The sequence below is a fragment of the Pseudomonas sp. S32 genome (assembly GCF_016648095.1).
In the GTDB taxonomy this organism is placed as follows: Bacteria; Pseudomonadota; Gammaproteobacteria; order Pseudomonadales; family Pseudomonadaceae; genus Aquipseudomonas; species Aquipseudomonas parafulva.
In genome coordinates this window covers 1-236 of the sequence record NZ_JACVVF010000127.1, presented here as the reverse complement: position 1 = coordinate 236, position 236 = coordinate 1, and the positions used below count along the sequence as shown (strand labels likewise).

1 protein-coding gene is annotated in these 236 nt (G+C 57.2%); it reads right to left on the bottom strand.

What is annotated here, in order from left to right; all coding sequences use genetic code 11:
* On the bottom strand, window positions 1–236 hold a 236-nt coding region (locus IAE38_RS23730), incomplete at both ends, for an immunoglobulin-like domain-containing protein (protein ID WP_201219593.1).

Here is a 236-nt window from a genome sequence, read left to right as displayed (position 1 = left end):
GTAGTGTCGATCGAATCGTTGATCGTCGTAACAGCTGGGGTTGGGTTAGGAGTCAGCTGCTCGAAGTTACCGCCCGTGGCGTCTTGGATAGTGACGCTAACGGTCGAGCCGTTGTTGTACACATCGTTCGACGGAGTCTGGAAGTCGATGCTGCCTTGGGTTTTACCTGCTTCAACGGTGATGACCTGGCCGTTGGACAAGGTCACGGTCACCGGCGTCTGCGCCGGGTTGGTCAG